The 14,707-nt window shown below is 67.0% G+C and carries 14 protein-coding genes; 6 read left to right on the top strand and 8 right to left on the bottom strand.

Annotated elements, in window-relative coordinates:
* Positions 1-58: 58 nt before the first annotated feature.
* The 6 genes from APY03_RS27870 to APY03_RS27845 all read right to left on the bottom strand — a co-directional run bounded on the left by APY03_RS27870 (position 59) and on the right by APY03_RS27845 (position 6,895).
* Positions 59-814: a hypothetical protein gene (locus APY03_RS27870; RefSeq protein ID WP_068682021.1), complete on the bottom strand. Its 756-nt coding sequence runs from the start codon at positions 812-814 to the stop codon at positions 59-61.
* Between the two features lie 833 nt (positions 815-1,647).
* Positions 1,648-2,487 (bottom strand): transglycosylase domain-containing protein, encoded by an 840-nt coding sequence (locus APY03_RS27865; RefSeq protein ID WP_068682019.1) that lies wholly within the window; start codon positions 2,485-2,487, stop codon positions 1,648-1,650.
* Positions 2,484-3,326 carry a shikimate dehydrogenase gene (aroE, locus tag APY03_RS27860; protein WP_068682017.1) on the bottom strand — a complete coding sequence of 281 codons (843 nt, stop codon included), beginning with the start codon at positions 3,324-3,326 and terminating at the stop codon, positions 2,484-2,486. Before aroE ends, APY03_RS27865 begins: the two co-directional genes overlap by 4 nt.
* A 14-nt stretch (positions 3,327-3,340) precedes the next feature.
* On the bottom strand, positions 3,341-4,204 hold the full coding sequence (locus tag APY03_RS27855; RefSeq protein WP_068682015.1) for an energy transducer TonB: 864 nt from the start codon (positions 4,202-4,204) through the stop codon (positions 3,341-3,343).
* Positions 4,201-6,261: a ribonuclease catalytic domain-containing protein gene (locus APY03_RS27850; RefSeq protein ID WP_068682013.1), complete on the bottom strand. Its 2,061-nt coding sequence runs from the start codon at positions 6,259-6,261 to the stop codon at positions 4,201-4,203. Before APY03_RS27850 ends, APY03_RS27855 begins: the two co-directional genes overlap by 4 nt.
* Positions 6,262-6,298: 37 nt before the next feature.
* Positions 6,299-6,895: a YqiA/YcfP family alpha/beta fold hydrolase gene (locus APY03_RS27845; protein ID WP_068682011.1), complete on the bottom strand. Its 597-nt coding sequence runs from the start codon at positions 6,893-6,895 to the stop codon at positions 6,299-6,301.
* 79 nt (positions 6,896-6,974) lie between these two features.
* Here APY03_RS27845 and rodA point away from each other — a divergent pair, with 79 nt between their 5' ends.
* The 3 genes from rodA (at position 6,975) to APY03_RS27830 (ending at position 10,981) form a co-directional block, all read left to right on the top strand.
* Positions 6,975-8,129: a rod shape-determining protein RodA gene (rodA, locus tag APY03_RS27840; protein WP_068682009.1), complete on the top strand. Its 1,155-nt coding sequence runs from the start codon at positions 6,975-6,977 to the stop codon at positions 8,127-8,129.
* 55 nt (positions 8,130-8,184) lie between these two features.
* Positions 8,185-9,645 carry a metalloprotease TldD gene (tldD, locus tag APY03_RS27835; RefSeq protein ID WP_068682007.1) on the top strand — a complete coding sequence of 487 codons (1,461 nt, stop codon included), beginning with the start codon at positions 8,185-8,187 and terminating at the stop codon, positions 9,643-9,645.
* A gap of 217 nt (positions 9,646-9,862) precedes the next feature.
* Positions 9,863-10,981 carry a 3-deoxy-7-phosphoheptulonate synthase gene (locus APY03_RS27830; protein ID WP_068682006.1) on the top strand — a complete coding sequence of 373 codons (1,119 nt, stop codon included), beginning with the start codon at positions 9,863-9,865 and terminating at the stop codon, positions 10,979-10,981.
* A 22-nt stretch (positions 10,982-11,003) separates the two neighbouring features.
* Here the strand turns inward: APY03_RS27830 and APY03_RS27825 are convergent, their stop codons facing one another.
* Positions 11,004-11,504 (bottom strand): cupin domain-containing protein, encoded by a 501-nt coding sequence (locus tag APY03_RS27825; RefSeq protein ID WP_068682004.1) that lies wholly within the window; start codon positions 11,502-11,504, stop codon positions 11,004-11,006.
* Positions 11,505-11,508: 4 nt separating this feature from the next.
* Positions 11,509-12,933, bottom strand: a complete 1,425-nt coding sequence (gene mpl, locus APY03_RS27820; RefSeq protein ID WP_068682002.1) for a UDP-N-acetylmuramate:L-alanyl-gamma-D-glutamyl-meso-diaminopimelate ligase — start codon at positions 12,931-12,933, stop codon at positions 11,509-11,511.
* Positions 12,934-13,001: 68 nt separating this feature from the next.
* On the opposite strand from mpl, the gene APY03_RS27815 reads away from it, so the two are divergent.
* The 3 genes from APY03_RS27815 to accB all read left to right on the top strand — a co-directional run bounded on the left by APY03_RS27815 (position 13,002) and on the right by accB (position 14,706).
* Positions 13,002-13,595: a hypothetical protein gene (locus APY03_RS27815; protein ID WP_068682000.1), complete on the top strand. Its 594-nt coding sequence runs from the start codon at positions 13,002-13,004 to the stop codon at positions 13,593-13,595.
* Positions 13,592-14,122 (top strand): TlpA family protein disulfide reductase, encoded by a 531-nt coding sequence (locus APY03_RS27810; RefSeq protein ID WP_068681998.1) that lies wholly within the window; start codon positions 13,592-13,594, stop codon positions 14,120-14,122. Before APY03_RS27815 ends, APY03_RS27810 begins: the two co-directional genes overlap by 4 nt.
* A gap of 113 nt (positions 14,123-14,235) precedes the next feature.
* The gene (gene accB / locus APY03_RS27805) at positions 14,236-14,706 is read left to right on the top strand and encodes an acetyl-CoA carboxylase biotin carboxyl carrier protein (RefSeq protein WP_068681996.1); all 471 of its coding nucleotides are present in this window, start codon (positions 14,236-14,238) and stop codon (positions 14,704-14,706) included.
* Position 14,707: the final 1 nt, after the last annotated feature.

Raw genomic sequence — 14,707 nt, 5'->3', positions numbered from 1 at the left:
GCTGCGGAAAGACATTGCAAATGCAATCTCCGCGATTGCATGTACAAGCTGGAAAACTTCAAACTGTCGCGCTACGCAGCCGGCGCCTGGCCGTGGCGAACTTGCCGTTCAACGTCCGCTCCGCGATGCCCATGGCGCCGCTGTGATGCGCGACCAAAGCGCTCACCACGGATTCCTGGGTCTTGAAGGTGGAGTATGGTGTGCCCGACGGGGATTGGCCGAGCATCAGGTCCAGCATGCCGCCGATGATGTTCAGGTAGGTTGCTTCGGCGCGGTCGCTCATCGGGCACTGCGCACAGACAGGGGTCACAGCGGATTGCTTGAGCAGCGCGTCATGCTTTTCCTGCAGCTCGTGCAGTTGGCGCTTGTACTGGTCCAGAGCGGATTTCAGGGCCAGCCGCTCGACCAACATGGCTTGTCCGGTTTCCAGCGAGATGAAGGGGTGGGCGATGCGCTCGCTGCGGGAGAAGAGAAAGCCGGGACGCTGCTCGGGGTAGTGCTGACGCATCCAGCGCTTCAGATCGACGTGGCGAACCGTCAAATCAGGAGAGTCGATCAGCGCGGTATCGTGTGCCGTGATACCGTTCTGCCCGAAGGGCAGTTCCCCATTGAGGATGCCGTCGTAAATGCGGTCGGTGTACAGCCGCAGTTCGCCCCAGCGTGGGCAGTCCAACGATTCCGGCAGGTTCCTTGGCGACGAAATCGAGGCCAGGATCACTTGCTCATATCGCAGCAACCCGGCCCAGCGAATGGACGCTTCGATCGGACGGTAGAACACCTTTGATGTTGGCGCATCGTTCTTGTTCTCATACATGCTCCGTCTCCTTCCAGGAGAAGAACTACACGGCCGACTCCTTTGCAACCGATCTCATGGTCGGCCTGTTGTCTGTGCAGGGAGCGGGTCCCGAGAGCCGCTTCGTCATGTGGCTTGAGTACTTCTCACCAGTTCGCTCAACTGGTAGTCGTCGTGTGCTCGATGTGCAAAAATTCATCGGCTAAAAGGTCTAGCATCGGCACGTAGGCTCGACAGTGACGCTCACGCTATCAGGGTCGTAAGAAGTTGCGGCTTCTGCAAAACCGTCTAGGTATGGCCTGATATGCCAGCGGTCTCAGGCGGCGCGATGGGATGGCGTTCGTTGCCCGGCCTCCAGGGGGACAGAGCAAACTCGCGGCCGTCATGCCTACCCAGGCATCCTGATATACCAATAAAGAATCGCGCGCAGACGTGGGGTCTGGTTGCGCGCGCTCTTCTGAACAGGCGTCGGTGTTGGTGACGTGGAGCGCGTTGTAGGTGCTGCCGCTCCCAGGCGCCGTCAACCCCATGGCGTCAGCGAAGACGTTCCTCAGCGGGTATCACAGTGGCGGATAGAGAACAGCGGACGGCGTGCTGGGCGCCGAGTTCGAGCCAGTCGCGGACTGCGATGTGCCAAGTGGGGGATGTGGTGTGCCGGAGTGCGGGTCTATGGACGTCGTTGGATTTCTTTGGATGAACTCGTTGCCGAGGACGAAAAACAAGGCTACAATTGAGGTCTTCGCTAGGTATCACGGCGAAGGAAGTGATTGGGAATCAACGACTTACTGTCCTAGTACACGTCTCGTTTCCCGCTCCAGATTTCCCCTCGCACGCGCCAGCGCTGCCCTGTCGGATCAGGGCAGATCGGCCGATGGCATGCGCGCCACGATCGTGGCCGTGCGGCCAGCGAGGTAGGCCGATCCGGACCGCCGCTCGAAGAACTTCGGGCTCGGCAGCATCACCGCCAGCCGCGCGGCCTCCTGCGCGCCGAGCCTCGAGGCCGGCTTCCTGAAGTAGTGCTGCGCGGCCGCCTCGGCACCGAAGATGCCTTCGCCCCACTCCACGCTGTTCAAGTAGATCTCCAGGATGCGTTGCTTGTCCAGCAGCAGCTCCAGCGCGACCGCGAGCAGCAGCTCCTGGCCCTTGCGCAGCAGCGTGCGCTCGCCCGACAGCAGCAGGTTCTTTGCCAATTGCTGGGTGATGGTCGAGCCGCCGCGCAGCTGGATCGGGCGCGGTTCCTTGCCGCGGGCACGCATCTGTGCCGCGCGCCGGGCCGCGATCTGTTCGGCCCTGGCATTGCGCTGGCGCGCGCGCTCGACGGCCTCCCACTCGACGCCGTTGTGGTAGATGAACTCGCTGTCCTCGCTCGCGATCACGGCGCGCTTCAGGGTGTCGGCGATCCGGCCATAGGGCACCCATTCCTGTCTCCATTCCTTGAGGCCCCCACGCTCGGCACTGGCGTGTCCTCGCTGCCCCCCGAGGGGGCGCTCGCTTGCTTGGGGCGGCCCTGCGCGGCGCTCGATGCGATCGCCGTTGCGTCGCCCCTCGGTCGCGAGCTGCCAGGCCTCGGAGCGCTGGAATGCGGTGGATTGCGGATCGATCACCGCCATCGCTGCGATGCGGCCGATGAAGAAGACCTCGAGCGCGACCGCCGCGAACAGCAGGCACAGCACCCAGCGCAGCAGAGCCTTCACTTGCCGTCGACCACCGCGCGCAGTTCGGCCAGCACCTGCGCCGAGGGCGGCCGCACGCCGCGCCAGAAGGCGAAGGATTCCGCCGCCTGTTCGACCAGCATGCCCAGCCCGTCGCGCGGCACGGCGCCGTGTTCGCGCGCCCACGCCATGAAGCCCGCTGCGGCCGGTCCGTACATCATGTCGACGGCCAGTGCGCCGCGCCGCAGCACGCGTGCCGGCACCGGCACCTCGCCCCCGGCGAGACTGGAGGCGGTGCCGTTCACCATGACGTCGAACTCGCCGGGCACGGACTGCAGTTCATGGGCCTCCAGCGTGATGCCGTGCTGCAGCGCGAGTGCTGCGTGGTGCCGCACCAGCGCGATGGCCTTGGCCAGCGTGCGGTTGGCTACCACCACGCGGCGCGGGCCGGCCTCCAGCAGCGGGCCCAGCACGCCGGCCGCGGCGCCGCCGGCGCCCAGCAGCAGCAGCTCGCTGCCCGCCAGCGTGACGCCGGCGTGCTGCGCGATGTCGGCGACGAGGCCGGCGCCGTCGGTGTTGTCGCCATGGATGCCGTCCGCGTCGAAGCGCAGCGTGTTGACCGCGCGTGCCAGCATGGCGCGCAGGCTCAGGTGCTGCGCCAGCGCTGCGGCCTCGAACTTGAAGGGGACGGTGATGTTGCAGCCGCGCGCCGTGCCGGCCGTCTCGGCGCGGAAGGCCGCCACCGCGGCCTCGAAGCCGTCCAGCGGCACCAGGCGGCGGCCGTAGTCCAGCGCCTGGCCTGTCAGCTCGGCGAAGCGCGCGTGAATCCAGGGCGAGCGGCTGTGCTCCACCGGGTTGCCCATCACGCAGTAAAGATCCATGGTGCCTCGCTCGGTCACTGCTTGGACGACGAGGAGACCTGCGCCTCGAGCGTCTCGTCGCGGGTGAACTTGAAGCGCGAGGGCAGCACGATCTGGTCGGTCTGCCGCCGCATCGCGTCGGTGAACTTGCCGAAGTTGCCGATGCTGCGCACGATGGCCTGCGCGCGGCGGTCGAGCGTGGAATTGCCGGAGCCTTCGATGATCTCGGTGCCGAGGATCGCGCCGTCGAAGTTGACGGTCACCATCATCGTGAGCTCGCCATAGAGCTTCTTGCCCGCGAGCTCCGGGAAGTTCTCGGTGCCGCGTGCCTCGATCTTGCGGCGCAGCGCGTCGACATAGACGGCGTAGGTGGCTTCGCGCGTCGCCGGGCTCAGGTAGCGTTTCTTGGGCCGCGCGTTCTCCTCGTTCACCCGGCGCTCGATCTCGGCCAGGATCTTGATCAGCTGACGGCGCTTTTCTTCGCGCGCCGCGGCCTCGCTGGGATTGCCCTGGTGGCGCGGGTCGGGCGCCGGCATCGTGGCGAGCTGCTCCTTGATCTGCGCCAGCAGCAGCATCTGCTGGGCCTGCATGGCCTCCACCTGGCGCTGGGCGTCTTCCATCGAGTCGCCGATGGTGGTGAAGGTCGAGGGCGGCAGCGGACTGGTGGCTCGGCCGCGATCGAGGTCGCCGCCGCCTGCCAGCGAACTCTGGGCAATGGCCATGGCCTTCTCGGGGCGCTCGTTGGTCTTGGCGTTGACCAGGATGACTTCCAGCGGCGTCTCGGTGAAGACCCGGTTGAAGGACTCGGGGTCGGCAAAGCGGAACGCGAGCAGCAGGGCGTGCGCGGCGACCGAGATGCCGAGCGCGAGCTGCAGGCTGCTCAGGTCGCGCAGGTTCATGCCGGGAGCTTCTCCGGGGGGGCGGCCTCGTCGCTGTCGGCCAGATCGACTGCAATGGCAATCGGCCCGGCGACTTCCTCTACGTCGCCTTCTTCTTCGGCAACTGCTTCGGCCGGCGCGGTATCGAGGCGCTCGATAACGGTGCCGTGCACGTCGAGGGCGATCTCGTCGACCTCGCCGAGCTTGACGCGCACGCGGGCCCCGCGCGCGAGCCCCTGGGTGCCGGTGACCTGGAACACCAGCGGCAGCGCGTCGGCACGCGCCAGGGCGCCGTTGGGCAAGTCCTTGATCAGCGTTGCCTCGAGCTCGGCGATGCCCTCCTGCTCCAGGTACTTGAGCGTCCAGAAGCGCTCCATGGCGCCCTGGTGCGCGTTGTAGGCGCTGTAGGCGGCGTCGAAGCCGGAGAGGATGGAGAACAGGTCGGCGTCCTTGGGCTTGAAGGGCGCTGCCAGCGCGGCTGTCTTGCCATGGCGCGCGGCCGCGATGATCTGCCACTGGTTCACCAGGTCGGTGTAGCGGCGCAGCGGGGAGGTGCTCCAGGCGTAACTCTTCACGCCGAGACCGGCATGCGGAAGCGCCTTGGTGCCCATGCGCACCTTGATGCCGGGCGCCAGGCTGGCCTGGCTGCGGTAGAGCGCAGGCACACCGAGCTCGCCGAGCCAGCCGCCCCAGCTGCTGTTGGCCAGGATCATCGCCTCGGACACGATCAGGTCCAGCGGCGCGCCGCGCTGGCGCGTCGTGATCTGCACCCGCTCGCCTCCGGTGGGCTCGCCGTGGGCGTCGGGCAGGCGGAAGTTGTAGTCGGGACGGTTGAAGCTCTCGGGCTTGCCGCGCACCACCTCGCGCTGCGCCTTCAGCTGCTTGGCGAGGCGGAACAGGAAGGACAGCGGCTCGCGCAGCCGCGCGGCCACATCGGGCGTGCCCGCGCTGTCGACCGAGGCGTCTTCGAGCCACGCCTGGGTGATGAAGCCGTCGAGCTGGTCGTGCCGCAGGTTGGCCACGATGGGCACGCGCTCGAGGCGGGTCGCGGTGGCCTTCAGTGCCAGCGTGGCCTCGTCGAAATCGGCATAGAGCGAGACGGCCGGGCAGTCACGGCCCTCCTGCAGCGTGTAGGTGTCCACCACCTCGTCGGGCAGCATCGTGATCTTGTGGCCCGGCATGTAGACGGTGGACATGCGCGCGCGCGCCACCTGGTCGATCGGGCTGCCGGGCGCCAGCGCGAGGCCCGGTGCCGCGATGTGGATGCCGACGCGCACCGTGCCGCTGCCCAGGCCCGTCACCGAGAGCGCATCGTCGATCTCGGTGGTGTGCGAGTCATCGACCGAGAAGGCCTGCACCTCGGCCAGCGGCAGCTCGTCTGCGATGGCCGGGGCCTTGAGCGCCGGGAAACCGGTGCCCTTCGGGAAGTTCTCGAACAGGAAGCGGCGCCAGTGGAATTGGTAGGGCAAGTCGATCGCGCCGGCGCGCTGCAGCAGTTCGAGCGGCGGGCGCTGCGTGGCGCGCGCGGCCTCCACCACGGCCTTGTATTCGGGCGCGTTCTTGTCGGGCTTGAAGAGGATCTTGTAGAGCTGCTCGCGCACCGGCGCCGGGCACTCGCCGGCGCCGAGCTGCGCGGCCCATTCGGCGATCTGGGCCTGCACCTGCTTCTTCTTCTCGATGGCGGCGAGCGCCTGCTGCACGATCTCGGCCGGCGCCTTCTTGAAGCGGCCCTTGCCGGCGCGGCGGAAGTAGTGCGGCGCCTCGAACAGCGCCAGGAGCGAAGCGGCCTGCTGGGCGAGGGCGGGCTGGGCCTGGAAATAGTCGGAGGCCAGCTCGGCAAAGCCGAATTCCCCTTCAGGTGCGAATTCCCAGGCCAGGTCGAGGTCCATGCCGGCGGCGAGCTCGCGTGCTTCGTCCAGCATCTGGGCCGGCGCCGGCTTCTCGAAGCGCAGCACGATGTTGGCAGCCTTCACCTTGACGCGCTTGCCGGAATCGAGCTCCACCTGCGCCGAGGACTCCGCCTCCGACAGCACGCGGCCGCCCAGGTACTTGCCGGCTTCTTCGAACAATACAAACATGGGGCGGATTGTCCCATGCGTGGCGGGCAGCGGCGCCTCAGGCCGGGTCGATGAAGGCCATCGCTTCGTCCAGGTGGTTGCGCTCGAAATCGGACAGGGCGTGGTCGCCGCCGTCCAGCAGTTTGATGCGGCTGCCAGGATAGCGGGCAGACATCTCCCGCCAGTCCAGCAGCTCATCGCCCTTGGCGATGACGGCGAAGACGCGCTCCGGCCTGGCCAGCGGGCCCACGTCCAGCGCGCGCAGCTCGTCGATGTACTCGGGGCGGAAGTAGAAATGCTCGGCCGGGTCGTGCCAGGACGTCTGCTCGCCGATGTAGTTCGCCAGGTCGCGCGCCGGGTGGACGGCCGGGTTCAGCAGCACAGCGCGGCAGCGCATCATGCCGGTCACGTAGGTGGCGTAGAAGCCGCCGAGCGAGGAGCCGACCACCGCCATGCTGTCGCGCGGCCACTGCGCAATGCCCCGCATGACCAGCTCGATGGCCGCGTGCGGCGAAGGCGGCAGCTGCGGGCACCACCAGTGCAGCTGCGGATGCCGTTCGCGAACGCGCTGCGCCATCTGCCGCGCCTTGGTCGACTGCGGCGAGGAACGGAAGCCGTGGAGGTACAGCAGGTGGGTGGTGGGCGCGAGCTTCATGCCTTTGTCTTACTCAAGGGCCGACGGTGATCGGCGATTGTCCGTGAAGCAGGCGGCGGCGAGCGGATAATCCGCGCCCATGTCCGCCGTGTTCCACCAGCCGTCCCTCGCGCGACGCATCGCGCCTGTGTTCCAGGGCTTCGACGGCTTTCTGGCGTTCGCGGTGCTGCTGCTGGCCTGCGCCGGGCTTCTGACCATGTACTCGTCCGGCTACGACCACGGCACGCGCTTCATGGACCACGGCCGCAACATGCTGCTGGCCGGCTTCATCATGTTCGTGGTGGCACAGGTGCCGCCGCAGCGGCTGATGTTCTTCGCCGTGCCCATCTATCTAATGGGCGTGGGACTGCTGATCGCGGTGGCGCTGTTCGGCATCACCAAGAAGGGCGCCACCCGGTGGATCAATGTCGGCATGGTGATCCAGCCGAGCGAGATCCTGAAGATCGCCATGCCGTTGATGCTGGCCTGGTGGTTCCAGCGCCGCGAGGGCCAGCTGCGCCCGCTGGATTTCGTGGTCGCGACGGTGCTGCTGGCGGTGCCAGTAGGCCTGATCATGAAGCAGCCGGACCTCGGCACGTCGCTGCTGGTGCTGGCGGCCGGCCTGTCGGTGATCTTCTTCGCAGGCCTCTCATGGAAGCTGATCGTGCCGCCGGTGGTGATCGGGGTGATCGCCATCTCGCTCATCGTGGGCTTCGAATCGAAGCTGTGCGCCGATGGCGTGGACTGGCGCGTGCTGCACGAATACCAGAAGCAACGCGTCTGCACGCTGCTCGACCCGACCAAGGACCCGCTGGGGAAGGGCTTCCACATCATCCAGGGCATGATCGCCATCGGCTCCGGCGGGGTCGGCGGCAAAGGCTTCATGCAGGGCACGCAGACGCACCTGGAGTTCATCCCCGAGCGCACCACGGACTTCATCTTCGCGGCCTATTCCGAGGAGTTCGGCCTGGCCGGCAACCTGGCGCTGATCGCGGGCTTCATCTTCCTGATCTTCCGCGGCCTGGCGATCGCGCTGGACGCGCCGACGCTGTTCTCGCGCCTCCTGGCCGGGGCGTTGACCATGATCTTCTTCACTTACGCTTTCGTGAACATGGGCATGGTCAGCGGCATCCTGCCGGTGGTCGGCGTGCCTCTGCCCTTCATCAGCTATGGAGGCACCGCGATGGTGACGCTGGGGCTGGCGCTGGGGATCCTCATGTCGATCGCGCGCGCCAAGAGGCTGATGCAGAGCTGAGAAGCGCATTCACCGCTTTTGCGCGTCATCCGGGGGGCGCGCCTAGAATCCCCCGATGATCTCCCGCGAACCCACCCTCGAGCGCCTCGCCACGGCGCAGCAGCTCCTGCTCACGCCCTTCGGCCTGGACGAATCGCATCTGCTTCGCGCCCTGGCCGAGATCACCGCCCACAAGGTGGACGATGCCGACCTCTATTTCCAGTACACCCGCAGCGAGGGCTGGAGCCTGGAGGAGGGGATCGTCAAGACCGGCAGCTTCAGCATCGACCAGGGCGTTGGCGTGCGCGCCGTCAGCGGCGAGAAGACGGCCTTCGCCTATTCGGACGACATTTCCGAGGCCTCGCTCCTCGATGCGGCGCGCACCGTGCGCACCATTTCCGCCGCCGGGCGCAACGCCCGGGTGAAGGCGCCCACGCGCAAGGTCGCGACCGGCCGTTCGCTGTACGGCGGCGTGGATCCGATCTCGACGCTCGACAGCGCCGCCAAGGTCGAGCTGCTGGGCAAGGTCGAGAAGCTCGCGCGCTCGCGGGATCCGCGGGTCGCGCAGGTAATGGCAGGCCTGGCGAGCGAATACGACGTGGTGCTGGTGGCGCGTGCCGACGGCACCCTGGCTGCGGACGTGCGACCGCTGGTGCGCCTCTCGCTCACAGTGATCGCCGAGCAGAATGGCCGTCGCGAGGTGGGTTCGGGCGGCGGGGGCGGGCGCTTCGGCCTGGCCTACTTCGACGAGGCGCGCATCGCCGAGTTCGTCGACCAGGCGGTCCAGCAGGCGCTCGTCAACCTGGATTCGCGTCCGGCGCCCGCGGGCGAGATGACCGTGGTACTCGGCCCGGGCTGGCCCGGCATCCTGCTGCACGAGGCGATCGGCCATGGGCTGGAGGGCGACTTCAACCGCAAGGGGTCGAGCGCCTTCTCGGGCCGCATTGGCGAACGCGTGGCCGCCAAGGGCGTGACCGTGCTGGACGACGGCACCATCGCCGACCGCCGCGGCTCCCTCAACGTCGACGACGAGGGCAACACCACGCAACGCAACGTGCTGATCGAGGACGGCATCCTCAAGGGCTACATCCAGGACTCCCTCAACGCGCGCCTGATGAAGGTCAAGCCCACCGGCAACGGGCGCCGCGAGAGCTATGCGCATGTGCCCATGCCGCGCATGACCAACACCTACATGCTGGGTGGCGACAAGGTGCCCGCGGAGATCGTCGCCAGCATCAAGAAGGGGCTCTACGCCACCAACTTCGGCGGCGGCCAGGTCGACATCACCAGCGGCAAGTTCGTGTTCTCGGCCAGCGAGGCCTACTGGGTGGAAAACGGCAAGATCCAGTACCCGGTGAAAGGGGCGACCCTGGTCGGCAACGGTCCGGACGCGCTGACGCGCGTCACCATGATCGGCAATGACATGGCGCTCGATTCCGGCGTGGGCACCTGCGGAAAGGAAGGCCAGAGCGTGCCGGTCGGCGTCGGACAGCCCACCTTGCGCATCGACGGCTTGACCGTCGGTGGCACGGCCTGAGGCTTTTTCGCAACGGGCAGTGCGCTTTCCTGTGCTACATTGCGCCCCTATGTCTTTGCGCGTCGCGTTCTTCTTTTCGTACTTTTGGTTCCCGGACTCCGGCGGACGAGAGGCGAGCGCGTAAAGCACACTGAACACCCTCCCAAGACCGCCGGCGCCTCGAGCCCCGGCGGTTTTTTTATGCCCCGATGATTTCCATCCCTTGAAGGAACGAACCATGAGCACGAGCAACGTCCCTGCTACCGAGAACTGGTATGCGAGCGTCGAGAAAACCAGCCGAACCGACGACGAACGCATCAAGGACATCACCGTGCTACCCCCTCCCGAACACCTGATCCGCTTCTTCCCGATACGCGGCACGCCGGTGGAGACGCTGATCACCGGCACCCGCCGGGCCATCCACAACATCATGAGCGGCAAGGACGACCGGCTGCTGGTGGTGATGGGGCCCTGTTCGATCCATGACCCGGACGCCGCGCTCGAATACGCCCGGCGCCTGAAGGTCGAGCGCGAGAAGTACGCCGGCACGCTGGAGATCGTCATGCGGGTCTACTTCGAGAAGCCGCGCACCACGGTGGGCTGGAAGGGGCTGATCAACGACCCGTACCTCGACGAGAGCTTCCGCATCGATGAAGGGCTGCGCATCGCGCGCCAGCTGCTGATCGAGATCAATCGCCTCGGCCTGCCTGCCGGCAGCGAGTTCCTCGACGTGATTTCGCCGCAGTACATCGGCGACCTGATTTCCTGGGGCGCGATCGGCGCGCGGACCACCGAGAGCCAGGTGCACCGCGAGCTGGCCTCGGGGCTGTCGGCGCCCATTGGCTTCAAGAACGGCACCGATGGCAACATCCGCATCGCCACCGATGCAATACAGGCGGCGGCGCGTGGTCATCACTTCCTCTCGGTGCACAAGAACGGTCAGGTTGCGATCGTGCAGACCAACGGCAACAAGGACTGCCACGTCATCCTGCGCGGCGGCAAGGCGCCCAACTACGACGCCAGCAGCGTGGCCGCGGCCTGCAAGGACCTGGAGGCAGCCAAACTGCCGCCGACGCTGATGGTGGACTGCAGCCATGCCAACAGCAGCAAGCAGCACCAGAAGCAGATCGAGGTGGCCCAGGACATCGCGGGACAGATCGCGCACGGCGGCCGCAGCATCTTCGGGCTGATGGTCGAGAGCCATCTGAATGCCGGTTCCCAGAAATTCAGCGCAGGCAAGGACAGCGTCGCCAACCTCGAATACGGCAAGAGCATCACCGACGCCTGCCTGGGCTGGGAGGATTCGGCGCAGGTGCTGGCGCTGCTGTCGCAGGCGGTCAAGGCGCGCCGGGGCTGAAGCAAGAGGGCCTGTCGGCGCTTCAGATCAGTTCGGCCAGCGCCGGCCAGTGGTGGCGCATAAGCGCCGCCTCGTCCCCGTCGGGCTGCATGAAGCAGAAGTCGTTGAAGTCGAAGCCGGGCCCAACGGTACAACTGACAAGCGTGTAGTCGGGGCTGCCCGGCGTCACCAGCGGCTTCGCCGCCTGCCAGCGCCCCGCCGTCACCGTGTGCTGCGGATGGGTCCCGTGCACGTCGACGGGGCCGAGCCGGATGTGCGCCGGCGGCGTTCGCAAGGCCGCGTCGCTGGTCCACAGCGCCAGCGGTGCCCCTTCGAGATGGACCCAGACCTCGTCGGAGAGCACGCGGTGCCAGCGCGAATGCTGCTGCGCCTCGAGCAGGAAATAGATGGTGGTGAGCGCCTGTCGCGGCGTGCGCCCGTCAGCCGGCGAGACCTGGGTCGCGGAGCGGAACACCTCGCGGTACCAGCCGCCCTCGGGATGCGGGGCCAGCTTCAGGGTGTCGATAAGTTCCTGTGCGCGCATCCGCTCATTTTGCCGCGCGCAGGGCCGAAATGAGCTTTTGGTGCACCCCGCCGAAACCGCCGTTGCTCATGCAGACGATATGGTCGCCCGGTTGCGCGGCAGCCGCGATCTGCGCCACCAACGGCTCGATCGCGGCGGCGACGCGAGCGCGTGCGCCCATCGGCGCGAGCGCGGCCGCGGCGTCCCATTCGAGGCCGCCGCTGTGGCAGAAGGCGAGATCGGCCTGCTCCAGGCTCCACGGCAGCTGGGCGGTCATGGTGCCCAGCTTCATGGTGTTGCTGCGCGGCTCGAAGGCAGCCAGGATGCGCTCGCCGCGATGGCCGCCACCGTCGAGCTTGTTGCGAAGGCCCTCGAGTGTGGTGCGGATGGCGGTCGGATGATGGGCGAAATCGTCGTAGACCGTGATCGGCCCGCCGGGCCGATCGATCGTGCCTCGCACCTCCATGCGTCGGCGCACGTTGCGAAAGCCTCCCAGTGCCGCGGCTGCCTCTGCCGGAGTTACGCCCACATGCTCTGCCGCCGCTATGGCGGCCAGCGCGTTCATCTGGTTGTGCAGCCCCGAAAGCGCCCACTCGACGCGTCCCACCTTCTCGCCGTGCCGAAGCACGTCGAAGGCATCGTGCGTCCCCTGCGCCTGCCATTCGCCGCCGGCACCGAAGCGGGCCACCTCGCTCCAGCAGCCTTGGGCGAGCACGCGTTGCAGGCTTTCCTCCGTCGCGTTGACGACGACGCGGCCGCTGGCCGGCACCGTGCGCACCAGGTGATGGAACTGCCGTTCGATCGCAGCCAGGTCATCGAAGATGTCGGCGTGGTCGAACTCGAGGTTATTGAGGATCGCGGTGCGCGGGCGGTAGTGGACGAACTTGCTGCGCTTGTCGAAGAAGGCGGTGTCGTACTCGTCGGCCTCGATCACGAATGTGGCCCCCGCGGGGGCGCTCGTGCCTCCGCTACCGCCGCCCAGCCGGGCGGAGACGCCGAAATCCAGCGGAACCCCGCCCACCAGGAAGCCTGGCGAGCGGCCGGCGCGCTCGAGGATCCAGGCCAGCATGGAGGTGGTGGTGGTCTTGCCGTGCGTGCCGGCCACGGCCAGCACGTGCCGGCCCTGCAGCACCTCCTGCGCCAGCCACTGGGGGCCACTGGTGTACCGAGCGCCGGCGTCGAGGATCGCTTCCATCAGCGGGAACTTGGGCATCCCGTCCGCGAGCCGGATCCGCGACACCACGTTGCCGATGACGAAGACATCCGGCGCCAGCGCCATCTGGTCGGCGCCGTAGCCTTCGATCAGCTCGATGCCGAGTGCGCGCAGCTGGTCGCTCATCGGCGGATAGACGCCGGCATCGCAGCCGGTCACCCGGTGGCCGGCCTCGCGCGCCAGGGCAGCCAGACCGCCCATGAAGGTGCCGCAGATGCCGAGGATGTGAATGTGCATCGGGTGATTCTAGGGATGCCCTTGGGGCAGCTCTTCTGTGCGCGCCTTCCTTTGTGCAAAATGGGTCGATGGACGTGCCCAAGCAGGAAATCGCCGCCGCCGCAGCCCGCCTCATCGTCGAGGAGGGGCTGGAGTACGGTCCGGCCAAGCGCCGCGCGCTGCGCGACCTGGGCTTGCCTGCGCGCACCCCGCTGCCCCACAACGACGAGGTGGAGAGCGAGGTGCGGGACTACATCCGGCTCTATTGCGCCGACACGCAGCCCAAGGAACTGCACGCCCTGCGCGTGCTGGCGCTCGAATGGATGGAGCACATGGCCGAATTCCGGCCCCATATCGGCGGCGCCGTCTGGCATGGCACGGCGACGCGGCTGTCGGACATCTACATCCAGCTGTTCTGCGACGATCCGAAGTCGGCGGAAATCACGCTGATCGACCACCATGTGGACTACGAGCCCCGCATGGTCACTGGCTTCCATGGCGAGCAGGTCGAAGCGCTCAGCATCCATGTGGCCAGCCGCGCCCTCGGCGAGGAGATCGGCGTCCATCTCCTGATCTATGACCTGGACGATCTGCGCGGCGCCCTCAAACCCGATGCCCAGGGGCGCGTGCCTCGGGGCAACATGGCGGCCCTGCGGCGCCTGATCGAAAAGGAAAGCGGATGAATCCCAGGTCCACGCGCCGTGGCTGGCTCTACGGGAGCGTTGCCGCGGTGGCGGCGATGGCGGGCGTCGGCGGCGCGGTATGGCACCGGCGCGCCGATGGCGGGGGCGAGCAGCTGGATGCCGCCTTCTGGTCCCTGCGATTCGAGCGGCCGGAGGGCGGCGAACTGGTCTTCGAGCAGCTTCGAGGCAAGTCCCTTCTCATCAATTTCTGGGCCACGTGGTGTCCGCCATGCGTCGAGGAAATGCCGATGATCGACGCGTTCTTTCGCGAAAATGCTGCCAATGGTTGGCAAGTCGTGGGATTAGCGATAGACCAGCCCAGCGCTGTGCGCAAGTTTCTCGCCAAGACGCCGGTCAGCTATCCCATTGGACTGGCCGGGTTGCAAGGCACCGAATTGGTCAAGGGAATGGGCAATACAGCTGGCGGGCTGCCGTTCAGCTTGGTGGTGGACGCGGGAGGTGCGATTGCGGCGCGTAGAATAGGCAAGATCGAGCCGGCCGACCTCCAGGCGTGGCGACGGGCATAGTTCACAGCTAGAATCGACCCCCCGAATCGGTTATTTGGCGGCTGAACGCCGCAGTACCCCGATTTTCTCGTGAGTTAAGTCCTCATGGCCGGCAAAGCCGGCGCTGGAGTCCCATGGATCTGCGCAAGCTCAAGACACTGATCGATCTGGTGTCCGAATCGAATATTTCCGAGTTGGAAATCACTGAAACCGAAGGCAAGGTCCGCATCGTGAAAGCGGGAGTGGCTGCGCCGATCCAGTACGTGCAAACCGTTGCTGCCCCGGCAGCTCCAGCAGCGGCTGGCCCCGCGCCGGCTGGGGCCATCGCGGCGCCTGCTCCCGCGGCCCCCGTCCCGGAGGCGGCGCCGGCCGGGCATGTGGTGAAGTCCCCCATGGTCGGTACCTTCTATCGCTCCTCCAGTCCAGGCGCACCGGCTTTCGTCGAAGTAGGCAGCCAGGTGAAGGAAGGCGATACGGTCTGCATCATCGAGGCGATGAAGATCCTCAACGAAATCGAGGCCGACAAGTCCGGCACCGTCACACAGATCCTCGGCGAAAACGGTCAGGCGGTCGAATACGGCCAGCCGCTGTTCATCATCGAGTGAC

The organism is Variovorax sp. WDL1, assembly GCF_001541225.1.
In the GTDB taxonomy this organism is placed as follows: domain Bacteria; phylum Pseudomonadota; class Gammaproteobacteria; order Burkholderiales; family Burkholderiaceae_C; genus Variovorax.
Note: the sequence above shows the minus strand (reverse complement) of the source record. Positions and strands in the feature narration are given on the sequence as shown.

Excerpts from the sequence above, each read along its gene's own strand:
- APY03_RS27870 (WP_068682021.1), bottom strand. The coding sequence starts at position 814 with ATGTATGAGAACAAGAACGATGCGCCAACATCAAAGGTGTTCTACCGT.
- aroE (WP_068682017.1), bottom strand. The coding sequence starts at position 3,326 with ATGGATCTTTACTGCGTGATGGGCAACCCGGTGGAGCACAGCCGCTCG.
- APY03_RS27855 (WP_068682015.1), bottom strand. The coding sequence starts at position 4,204 with ATGAACCTGCGCGACCTGAGCAGCCTGCAGCTCGCGCTCGGCATCTCG.
- APY03_RS27850 (WP_068682013.1), bottom strand. The coding sequence starts at position 6,261 with ATGTTTGTATTGTTCGAAGAAGCCGGCAAGTACCTGGGCGGCCGCGTG.
- APY03_RS27845 (WP_068682011.1), bottom strand. The coding sequence starts at position 6,895 with ATGAAGCTCGCGCCCACCACCCACCTGCTGTACCTCCACGGCTTCCGT.
- rodA (WP_068682009.1), top strand. The coding sequence starts at position 6,975 with ATGTCCGCCGTGTTCCACCAGCCGTCCCTCGCGCGACGCATCGCGCCT.
- tldD (WP_068682007.1), top strand. The coding sequence starts at position 8,185 with ATGATCTCCCGCGAACCCACCCTCGAGCGCCTCGCCACGGCGCAGCAG.
- APY03_RS27830 (WP_068682006.1), top strand. The coding sequence starts at position 9,863 with ATGAGCACGAGCAACGTCCCTGCTACCGAGAACTGGTATGCGAGCGTC.
- APY03_RS27825 (WP_068682004.1), bottom strand. The coding sequence starts at position 11,504 with ATGCGCGCACAGGAACTTATCGACACCCTGAAGCTGGCCCCGCATCCC.
- mpl (WP_068682002.1), bottom strand. The coding sequence starts at position 12,933 with ATGCACATTCACATCCTCGGCATCTGCGGCACCTTCATGGGCGGTCTG.
- APY03_RS27815 (WP_068682000.1), top strand. The coding sequence starts at position 13,002 with ATGGACGTGCCCAAGCAGGAAATCGCCGCCGCCGCAGCCCGCCTCATC.
- APY03_RS27810 (WP_068681998.1), top strand. The coding sequence starts at position 13,592 with ATGAATCCCAGGTCCACGCGCCGTGGCTGGCTCTACGGGAGCGTTGCC.
- accB (WP_068681996.1), top strand. The coding sequence starts at position 14,236 with ATGGATCTGCGCAAGCTCAAGACACTGATCGATCTGGTGTCCGAATCG.